This is a genomic window from Mycolicibacterium arseniciresistens, from assembly GCF_030519285.1.
GTDB classification, from domain to species: Bacteria; Actinomycetota; Actinomycetes; order Mycobacteriales; family Mycobacteriaceae; genus Mycobacterium; species Mycobacterium arseniciresistens.
Genome location: NZ_JAUMSQ010000324.1, coordinates 1 through 9,043, shown reverse-complemented (window position 1 = coordinate 9,043; position 9,043 = coordinate 1). Strand labels below are relative to the sequence as shown.

General features: G+C 69.8%; 11 protein-coding genes and 1 pseudogene. 6 read left to right on the top strand and 6 right to left on the bottom strand.

Annotated elements, in window-relative coordinates; all coding sequences use genetic code 11:
• Window positions 1–688: pseudogene (locus tag Q2100_RS27245) on the bottom strand (gluconolaconase); the annotation flags it as partial.
• Complete coding sequence (locus tag Q2100_RS27240) at window positions 666–1,424, bottom strand: pirin family protein (protein ID WP_302916564.1); 759 nt, start codon at window positions 1,422–1,424, stop codon at window positions 666–668. The pseudogene Q2100_RS27245 and the gene Q2100_RS27240, both read right to left, overlap by 23 nt.
• A 68-nt stretch (window positions 1,425–1,492) precedes the next feature.
• On the opposite strand from Q2100_RS27240, the gene Q2100_RS27235 reads away from it, so the two are divergent.
• Window positions 1,493–1,936: a MarR family winged helix-turn-helix transcriptional regulator gene (locus Q2100_RS27235; protein ID WP_264014588.1), complete on the top strand. Its 444-nt coding sequence runs from the start codon at window positions 1,493–1,495 to the stop codon at window positions 1,934–1,936.
• Here Q2100_RS27235 and Q2100_RS27230 read toward each other — a convergent pair.
• The 3 genes from Q2100_RS27230 to Q2100_RS27220 form a co-directional block, all read right to left on the bottom strand.
• On the bottom strand, window positions 1,933–2,727 hold the full coding sequence (locus Q2100_RS27230; protein ID WP_302916563.1) for an ANTAR domain-containing protein: 795 nt from the start codon (window positions 2,725–2,727) through the stop codon (window positions 1,933–1,935). The genes Q2100_RS27235 and Q2100_RS27230 overlap by 4 nt on opposite strands.
• Window positions 2,727–3,032, bottom strand: coding sequence for an STAS domain-containing protein (locus Q2100_RS27225; RefSeq protein WP_264014586.1), 306 nt, complete (start codon window positions 3,030–3,032; stop codon window positions 2,727–2,729). Before Q2100_RS27225 ends, Q2100_RS27230 begins: the two co-directional genes overlap by 1 nt.
• 104 nt (window positions 3,033–3,136) lie before the next feature.
• Complete coding sequence (locus Q2100_RS27220) at window positions 3,137–4,261, bottom strand: NDMA-dependent alcohol dehydrogenase (RefSeq protein WP_302916562.1); 1,125 nt, start codon at window positions 4,259–4,261, stop codon at window positions 3,137–3,139.
• Window positions 4,262–4,402: 141 nt separating this feature from the next.
• On the opposite strand from Q2100_RS27220, the gene Q2100_RS27215 reads away from it, so the two are divergent.
• Window positions 4,403–5,089: a hypothetical protein gene (locus Q2100_RS27215; protein ID WP_302916561.1), complete on the top strand. Its 687-nt coding sequence runs from the start codon at window positions 4,403–4,405 to the stop codon at window positions 5,087–5,089.
• Here Q2100_RS27215 and Q2100_RS27210 read toward each other — a convergent pair.
• On the bottom strand, window positions 5,086–6,123 hold the full coding sequence (locus Q2100_RS27210; RefSeq protein WP_264014583.1) for a sigma-70 family RNA polymerase sigma factor: 1,038 nt from the start codon (window positions 6,121–6,123) through the stop codon (window positions 5,086–5,088). The genes Q2100_RS27215 and Q2100_RS27210 overlap by 4 nt on opposite strands.
• 19 nt (window positions 6,124–6,142) lie before the next feature.
• Between Q2100_RS27210 and Q2100_RS27205 the strand changes: the two genes are divergently transcribed.
• From Q2100_RS27205 to Q2100_RS27190, 4 genes are all read left to right on the top strand, one after another.
• Window positions 6,143–6,982, top strand: coding sequence for an alpha/beta hydrolase (locus Q2100_RS27205; protein ID WP_302916560.1), 840 nt, complete (start codon window positions 6,143–6,145; stop codon window positions 6,980–6,982).
• Window positions 6,961–7,980: an alpha/beta fold hydrolase gene (locus tag Q2100_RS27200; protein ID WP_302916559.1), complete on the top strand. Its 1,020-nt coding sequence runs from the start codon at window positions 6,961–6,963 to the stop codon at window positions 7,978–7,980. The genes Q2100_RS27205 and Q2100_RS27200 overlap by 22 nt, the downstream gene beginning before the upstream one ends.
• A 94-nt stretch (window positions 7,981–8,074) precedes the next feature.
• Complete coding sequence (locus tag Q2100_RS27195) at window positions 8,075–8,824, top strand: DUF2786 domain-containing protein (RefSeq protein WP_302916558.1); 750 nt, start codon at window positions 8,075–8,077, stop codon at window positions 8,822–8,824.
• Window positions 8,821–9,043, top strand: a 223-nt coding sequence (locus Q2100_RS27190) for a TIGR04338 family metallohydrolase (RefSeq protein WP_302916557.1), incomplete at its 3' end; no start/stop codon positions are given. The genes Q2100_RS27195 and Q2100_RS27190, both read left to right, overlap by 4 nt.

Genomic DNA, 9,043 nt, shown 5'->3' with positions numbered 1-9,043 from the left:
CGCCGCCGGGCGGCACCCGCATGACGGTGGCGCGCGGCGGCGTCGCGGTCCGGTCCTCTGCGGAGACGTTTCCGGTGCTGCCGATCGAGAAGTACACTGCGCCGTCGGGTCCCACCGCAACGCTCTTCAGGGCGTGCGCGTAGGCGCCCCTCAGGTCGGGACTCTTGGCGTCGGGCAGCCCGCCGGCGACGGTGCGGCGGTTGACGGCCTGCCCGCCGGCATAGTCGTAGGCGACGACGCCGTCGCTCTCGGCGACGTGGAGCGTCGGGCCGGCGAAGGCCAGCCCGTGCGGTTGGTCGAGACCCTCGAGCAGCAGCGTCTCCCGCGGGCCTGCGCCCGACGGTTCGAGGCGGATGACCTGCCCGGTTTTGGGCACCGAGACGAGCAGTGCGCCGTCGGGCGCCCAGGCCATCAGCCGCGCCTGCGGGATGCGCGCCCACACCGACATCGTCCAGCCCGGCGGCACCAGCGCCTGGCGGGGCTCGTCGAACGGCGCGGCGCCGAGGTCCTCGGGCACCTCCACCGTCGTGGCCGCCAGTTCGGGAGTGCCGACGGGCGCGGCAGCCGACGTGGTCGTCGAGGGCGCGTCGCCCTTCTGGTCGGCGGGTGGAGCCGTCGAGCATCCGGCCGAGAGTGTCACGCCGATCAGCGCAACACCGATGTGCTTACGCCGCAGCCAGATTCGCATGCATCTCCCAGACCAGGATCTCCGACGGCTCGGTGGCGGTGACGCGCTGGCCACCGGAGGCGGTGAAACGTACGGCGTCCCCCTCATTGAGCGGGCCAGCGCCTTCCAGGGTGACGTCGCCGCGCGCGACGAACAGGTGAAGGTAAGGCGCCGAGGGTAATTCGACACTGTCGCCGGGCTGCAGACGGGCGCCGTGCAGTGCGGCGTACTTGTTGCGGATGGTGATCGCGGACTCGCCGTCGTGCTCGGGCATGCCAGAGGCGATGGGCACCAGCCCGCCGCGCAACAGTTCGTCGTCGATCTCGAGCTGCTGGTAACCCGGGGTGATCCCGGACTCGTCGGGCACCACCCACATCTGGACGAAGTGCACCGGTTCGCTGTGGGACTGTTCGCCGGTCAGGGTCCACGCGTCGTTCTTCTCCGAGTGCAGGATGCCGCGGCCCGCGGACATCCGCTGCGCCAGGCCGGGGTAGATGACGCCCGAGTGGCCGGTCGAATCCTGGTGCACCAGTGACCCGCGCAGCACCCAGGTGACGATCTCCATGTCGCGGTGCGGATGGGTGTCGAACCCTGAACCGGGGGTGACGATGTCGTCGTTGTTGACCAGGAGCAGGCCGTGGTGGGTGTTGCCGGGTTCGTAGTGCTGCCCGAACGAGAACGAGTGCTTGGAGTCCAACCAGCTGATCCTGGTCTTCGCGCGGTCGGCTGCGCGCCGGATGTCGACGGTCTCGGACATGGTGAAGTCTCCTCGGTTGCGGCCAGCCTAGGTGTGGCCTCTGGACGCGACAACATAAATGATGTGTCATGTATTTCATGTGGTTGTCGGACGAGGAGCAGCGCATCTGGCGCGGATACCTGGCGCTGGTCTCCCAACTGCAGGCCGCGATGAACCGCCAGCTCCAGCGGGACTGCGGGCTGTCGCTGAGCGACTACGAGGTGCTGGTCGCACTGTCCGAACGGGGTCCGCAGCGGATGTACCAGCTCGCCGAAGCGCTGGGCTGGGAACAGAGCCGGCTGTCCCACCAGCTCCGGCGGATGCGCGACCGGGGCCTGATCGACCGGCACGGCACGGACTCCGATCGCCGCGGCGCGACGGTCGACCTGCGCGACGCGGGCCGCTCGGCGCTCGACCTGGCGGCGCCGGGGCATGCCCGGCTGGTGCGCGAGGTGCTCTTCGACGGTGTCGCGGCCGCCGACCGGCGAGCATTCGGCCATGTCGTCGACAGTGCGCTGGCGCGGCTGCGTTAGGGCTCGCGGACGGCGAGGCCCTCCCACAGCTCCTTGGCCGCATACCGGGCCCGGTCGTTCACCTCGATCGGCGCCGCCGAGATCTGCTGCTCGGCGGCGGCACCGCCGATGTGCTCCACCAGTGCGACGGCGAGGGCCCGCAGCTTGACGTTGGCGCGCTGACTTGCGTCGCGCAGCATCACCCAGGCGCCGTCGGCGTCGCATCCCAGCCGGCCCATCACCGCGCCCTTGGCCTGCTCGATGGCGCTTCGCGACTGGAGCACCGCGAGCACGTCGGCCATGTTGGTACCGCTGTCGGCGGCCACCGTCACAAGCGCCGCCGACACCAGGTGCTCGTAACTGATCAGCGTCGCCACCGTCCCCGCCGTGGCGGGGCCGTCGAGCGTGCACGACAGCACCACCGCACCGTCACCCCACACACCGGGAACCGCGGCGGCGCCGCCGACCTGTTCCCAGGTCCGGGCGTGGTCGGGGAGGCGGTCGGTCATCGCGGCCAGGGTCAACTCCGGCCACCGGTCGTCCGACCAGAGCCGCAGGCTGACGATCGGCAGCTGGTGGGTCAGCGAATCGGCGACCGGCCCGCCGAGCCCGCCGGTCTGCGCCGCGACCAGCTCGCCCTCGGCGCCGAGCTGCGACAGCACCACCGGCGCCCCGGCGTCCATCGTGCTGTCGTGCACGGCGATCGCCACGCCGAGCACGCCCGGCAGGTCGTCGCGGATGCGTTCGAGAACCCGTTGCAGAAGGGTGGCCAGCTGTGGCTGATCCCGGAGCGCACGCAGGGCGGGCGTCATCAGTCGACCAGCTCCACGGTGGTCACCCGGTCCAGACCGGAGATGTCGAGCAGCTTCTTCAGCGGCCCGGCGCGATCGATCCGCAGCGTCAGTTCGGCGCCGGCGCCGGCCTGGAACAGCGCCCGCACGCCCGCGCTGTCGCAGTACGTCACGGCCACCATGTCGACGACGACCGGCTGCCCGTCACCGGCAGCCTGCCGCAACACATCGCTGAATCGGTCGACGTTGCCGAGGTCTATGTCGCCGGTCGCGATCACCGTCACCCGGCCGTCGCCGTCTTGCCTGAAGAACTGAGGCGAATTCATCCCTGTGCACTTCTCCACCACGTCACACGTTTTGTCCGCAGACGAACTTACTGGTGCGCGGCGCGATGTGGTGGCGGTCGAGAGATGTCAGGAATCTGACATGGTCACCAGTCGGACTCGTCGAACGTGATGACGCCCCGGATGTTCTTCCCGTCGAGCATGTCCTGGTAGCCCTGGTTGATGTCCTCGAGGCGGTAGGTGGTGGTCACCATCTCGTCGATCTTCAGCAACCCCGACTTGTAGAGGCCGACCAGCCGCGGCGTCTCGACGTGGCTGCTCCCGCCGCCGAAGATGTTGCCCTTCAACGTCTTCTGCAGCATCGTGAACAGGAACAGGTTGAGCTTTACGTCGACGTCCATCATCGAGCCCATCCCGGTCACCACGCAGGTGCCGGTCTTGGCGGTCAGCGTCATGGCCTCCTCGATGTACTCGCCGCGCATCTCGCCCACCGCGATGATCGTCTTCTCGGCCATGAAGCCGTGGGTGAGCTCGAGCACCGGGCCGATCGCCTCGGCCATCGAGTTGAAGACGTGGGTGGCGCCGAACTTGACCGCCTGGTCGCGCTTGAACTCGACGGGGTCGATCGCGACGACGTTGCGCGCCCCGGAGATGACGGCGCCCTGCAGCGCCGAGAGTCCGATGCCGCCGACGCCGACGATCACCACCGTCTCGCCGGGCTGCACCTCGGCGATGTTGGTCGCCGACCCGAAGCCCGTCGGCACGGCGCAGCCGAGGATCGCCGCGGTCTCGAACGGCACGTCCGCGTCGATCTTGACCACGGAGTCCTTGTGCACGGTCATGTACGGGGCGAAGGTGCCCAGCAGGTTCATCGGCGACACCTCGGTGCCGCCCGCGTGCACCCGGCTGGTGCCGTCGGCGATGGCCTTGCCGCCGAGCAGCAGGGCGCCGCGGTCGCACAACGACCGGAAGCCCTTGAGGCAGGGCTGGCACTCACCGCAGGAGGGGATGAACGCCAGGATGACGTGGTCGCCCTCCTGCAGGCCGGTGACGTTGCGGCCGACCTTGGTGATGACGCCCGCGCCCTCGTGGCCGCCGAGTGCGGGCAGGGCGATCGGGGTGGCGCCGGTGGTCAGGTGGTAGTCGGAGTGGCACATGCCCGCTGCGTGCATGCGGATCTGCACCTCGTCGTCGACGGGGTCGCCGATCTCGATCTCGTCGATGCGGAACGGGGAGTTCAGCTCCCACAGCAGGGCGCCCTTGGTCTTCATGATCCGCGATAATAGAACACGTTGCAGAACTTGCTGCATCGACGGCCCTGAGCTGCGGGTTCGATGCGCAGAGTGCGTCTAGGGCCTCGCTGTAAAAAATTCGTGCGCCGAAGGGGTCTCGGGGCGGCTTACGGTCGACGCATGACGCGATTCCGCCGGGTGAGCGTGGTTGTCCTCGCCGCATCGGTCCTGCTGACCGGCTGCGACGGCGCCGGGCAGCCCGAATCCGCCCCGAGTGTCACCGTCGACGAGTCGTTGACGCCGCTACTCGTCACGAAGACCGAGTTCACGGGGTGGAGCGTCGAGGACTTCAGTGACCAGATCGCCGAGGAGTCCAAGAGCACGCCGAAGGGGAAGGCCAATCCGCCGGAGTGCGATTCGTCGGACAAGACGTCGCTGACCAGTGCGGTCGCCGCCATGGTCAGCCAGCAGCGGGGCAAGCCCGGTGTGCTCGTCAGCCTCAGCAGGCAACGCGTCGACACCCTCGTCGCCGACACCGAGAAGTGGCTGGGCGATTGCAAGGCCTTCTCGAGCGAACGGGACGGCGTCCGGGCGGACACGACGGTGCAGCGCCTCGGCCCTCCGGCCAGCGAAGCCGATGCGCAGGTCGGTTACGAGATGAAGAGCACGGCGCGGGCAGGCAGTGAGACCGTCGAGGTGTCCGTGGCGGGCTACACCGGACAGGTTGGTGACGTCCTCGTCATGGCCATCGCGATGGGTGGCGACGCCGGCGTACCCGGGCGTCGCGTCGTGGTGAACAAGGACATGCTCAACGACGTCTTCGTCACGCAGGTGGCCAAGATCAAGGCGGCCGGCGCCGCGAGCTAGAGGTGGGCCGGCAGACCGAAATCACGGAACGTCGCCGCGTGGAACGCCACCACGTGTGAGATACCGGCGCCGGCCCTGACGTCGAGCACGTGTAGCTGGAAGGGCTCGTGGCGGCCGGACTCCGGGTTGAGCATGTACATCGCCCCGGCCGGCTGGCCGTTGGCGATCGTCGGCAACAGCCGCATGTCGCCTGCGTTCTCCGCCGGACAGTGCGTCTTCGACAGCAACACGATCTCCTGCGGGCCCTGGTACCAGCCGTCGAACGGCGGCATCTCCCAGATCGCGTCCGCGGTGAACAACTCGACCAGTTCGTCCATGTCGTAGGCCTCGAAGGCCGCGATGTAGCGGTCGAGCAGGTCCTGTGCCTCGGGCGACTCCGGCGGCTCGATCTTGTCGTCCTCGCTGGGGCCGATCTCGTCGAGCTGCGCGCGGGCCCGCTGCAGCAGGCTGTTCACCGCGGCCGTCGACGACCCGATCGCGTCGGCCACCTCGGCGGCCTTCCACTGCAGCACCTCACGCAACACCAGCACCGCCCGTTGCCGCGGCGGAAGATGCTGCAGCGCCGCGACGAACGCCAGCCGCACCGACTCCCGCGAGCCGACGATGTTCGACGGGTCGGTCGAGTCGTCGGGGATCGGCTCCAGCCAGGGCACCTCGTCGCGGGCCACGATCTCGTCCGACGGGTCCGAACTGGGCGCTCCGAGACCCGTCGGCAGCGGCCTGCGCTTACGGCTCTCGAGCGCTGTCAGGCAGGTGTTGGTGGCGATGCGGTACAGCCAGGTGCGCACCGACGACTTGCCCTCGAAACCCTTGTAGGACTTCCACGCCCGCAGGTAGGTCTCCTGCACCAGGTCTTCGGCGTCGTGCAGCGATCCGGTCATCCGGTAGCAGTGCGCGGTCAACTCCCGGCGGTACCGCTGGGCGTCGGCCAGGAAGTCGTCTTCTGAGCCGGGCCGGTCGAGACTGTGCGCGAGGACGGTCACGACGCCGAGCTTACTGAGGACGCCGACAACCGACACGCGTCTTCGTCCCATCTGCCGTTACCCTCCGGTGGTGACCAGCACCCGCACCGAACGGAGCTTCGACGGCGTCGGCGGCGTCCGGATCGTCTACGACGTGTGGACGCCGGAGACGGCGCCGCGGGGCGTGGTGCTGGTGTCACACGGCTACGCCGAGCACGCCCGCCGCTACGACCACGTGGCGCAGCGCCTCGGTGAGGCCGGACTCGTCGTCTACGCCCTCGACCACCGCGGACACGGCCGTTCCGGCGGCAAGCGCGTCTACCTCAAGAACATCTCCGAGTACGTCGAGGACTTCCACACCCTCGTCGGCATCGCCGCGGCCGACCACCCCGACCTCGAACGCATCGTGCTCGGCCACAGCATGGGCGGCGGCATCGTCTTCGCCTACGGCGTCGAACACCCCGCCGACTACGCCGCGATGGTGCTGTCCGGCCCGGCGGTCGACGCCCAGCGCACCGTCTCGCCGTTCATGGTGTTCGTCGGCAAGACGCTCGGCCGCCTCGCGCCCGGCCTGCCGGTCGAGCAGCTCGACGCCGACGCGGTGTCCCGCGACCCCGAGGTGGTGGCCGCCTACAAGGCCGACCCGCTGGTCTACCACGGCAAGCTGCCCGCCGGGATCGCCCGCGGGCTGTTCCGCGTCGGCGAGACCATGCCGCGACGGGCCGGCGCGCTGACCAAGCCGCTGCTGGTGGTGCACGGTGAGAAGGACCGGCTGATTCCGGTCGAGGGCAGCCACCGGCTCGTAGAGTGCGTCGCGTCCGAGGATGTCCACCTCAAGGTCTACCCCGAGCTGTTCCACGAGGTCTTCAACGAGCCCGAGCAGGCGCTGGTCCTCGACGACGTGACGGCGTGGATCGAGACCCGGCTGTGAGGCGGGCGCTGGCCTGTCTGGTCGCGGTGCTGCTGCTGGCCGGCTGCTCCGACGACGACGACGGCACGGCCGGCGCCACCGACGGCGCGCCCACCGGCTGGGTCGACGACGACGTCACCTTCGCCGCCGAGGGCCTGACCATCCACGGCACCTACCGCCACGAGCAGGACCGCACCGCGCCCGCCGCACTGCTGATCTCCGAGAGCGGGCAGACCGACCGCAACGGCGACAACGCCGTCGCGGGTCCGGTCGGCAACATGCGGCAGCTGGCCGAATACCTGTCCGGCAAGGGGGTCGCCAGCCTGCGCTACGACAAGGTCGGCACCGGCGAGACCGGCCTCGGCCCCTACGCCGTGGCGCCCAAGGAGGTCGGCAGCGCCGTCTACACCACCGGCGCCGGGGCCGCGCTGCGCTTCCTGTCCGACCAGCCCGGCACCGACGACGCCCGGCTGTCGGTGTGGGCGCTCGGGGAAGGCGCCATCCACGCGATGACGCTGGCGGGGGCCGCCGCGCCGAAGGTCCACTCGCTGGCCCTTTTCCAGCCGCTGCCCGGCCGCTACCTCGACATCATCACCGGCCGCGTGCGCGCGAACGGCAACCCCCAGGTGCTGCGGACATGGCTTGCCGCCGTCGACGAGGCGCGCACCAAGGGCGTCGCTCCGCCGAATCTGCCGGAGGGGCTCAGCGCCCTGCTCAACCCCAACAACGTCAAGGCCGTCGTCGAGGCCGACGCCATCGACCCGGTCGCGCTGGCCAAGCGTGTCCCGGCGGGCACGCCGGTGCTGTTCACCTGTTCGGACGCCGACGGTCAGGCGCAGTGCGACGCCGAGCGCCCGCTCATCGACGCGCTGGCCCACACGGCTCTGACGGTGGTGGAGCTCAAGGGCGTCAACCACGTGCTGCGCGACGACCCGACCGACAACGTCGCCAACTACGCCAACGGCGCTCCGCTGTCACCGCAGCTCGTCACCGCACTGGACGGCTTCGTCGGTAAGTAGACTCGCCGGTGATGCCTGTGGATGAAAACCGCTCTGTGGACAACAGGTTCCAGCAGCCCCGGAATCGTCGCACCGAATCCATAATCTGACCGCCATGACAGACGACAAGATGCTGGCGCGCATCGCCGCACTGCTCCGCCAGGCGGAGGGCACCGACAACGCCCACGAGGCGGAGGCCTTCATGGCCGCCGCGCAGCGGCTGGCCACCGCCACGTCCATCGACCTGGCGGTGGCGCGCAGCCACGCGGACAGCAAGACCAAGGCGCCGATGCCGGTGCAGCGCACCATCACCATCGGCAACGCGGGCGCCCGCGGGCTGCGCACCTACGTGCAGTTGTTCGTGGTGATCGCCGCCGCCAACGACGTCAAATGCGACGTCGCATCCAATTCGACGTTCTTGTACGCCTACGGATTCGCCGAGGACATCGACACCACCCACGCGCTCTACGCGAGCCTGGTGATGCAGATGGTGCAGGCCTCGAACAACTACATCAACTCGGGCGCACACCGGCCGACGCCGACCATCACCGCGCGGCTCAACTTCCAGCTGGCCTTCGGTGCACGGATCGGCCAGCGGCTGGCCGAGGCCCGCGACGAGGCCCGGGCGGAGGCCACCAGGTCCCGCGACAGCCGGCCCGGCACCGCGATCGCCCTGCGCGACAAGGACATCGAACTCAAGAGCTTCTACCGGGAGGCGTCCCAGGCCCGCGGCACCTGGCGGGCCACCAGTGCGACGGCCGGATACTCGTCGGCCGCGCGGCGAGCGGGCGACCGGGCGGGACGACGGGCGCGGCTGGGAGCGAACACCGAATTCGCCGGCGCGCGCACCGCCCTGGAGAAGTGACGCCCCGCGACACCCAGCGCGCGAAGGTGTATGCGGCCGAACAGTTCGTACGGACGCTGTTCGACCGTGCCGCCGAGCGGAACAATCCCGTCGTCGAGTTCTTCGGCGCACACCTGACGCTGCCGCCGGAGGGCCGCTTCGCGTCGGTGCCGTCGGTGCGGCGCTACGTCGACGACGTGCTCGCCCTGCCGGCCGTGCGGGAACGCTGGCCGGCCGCGG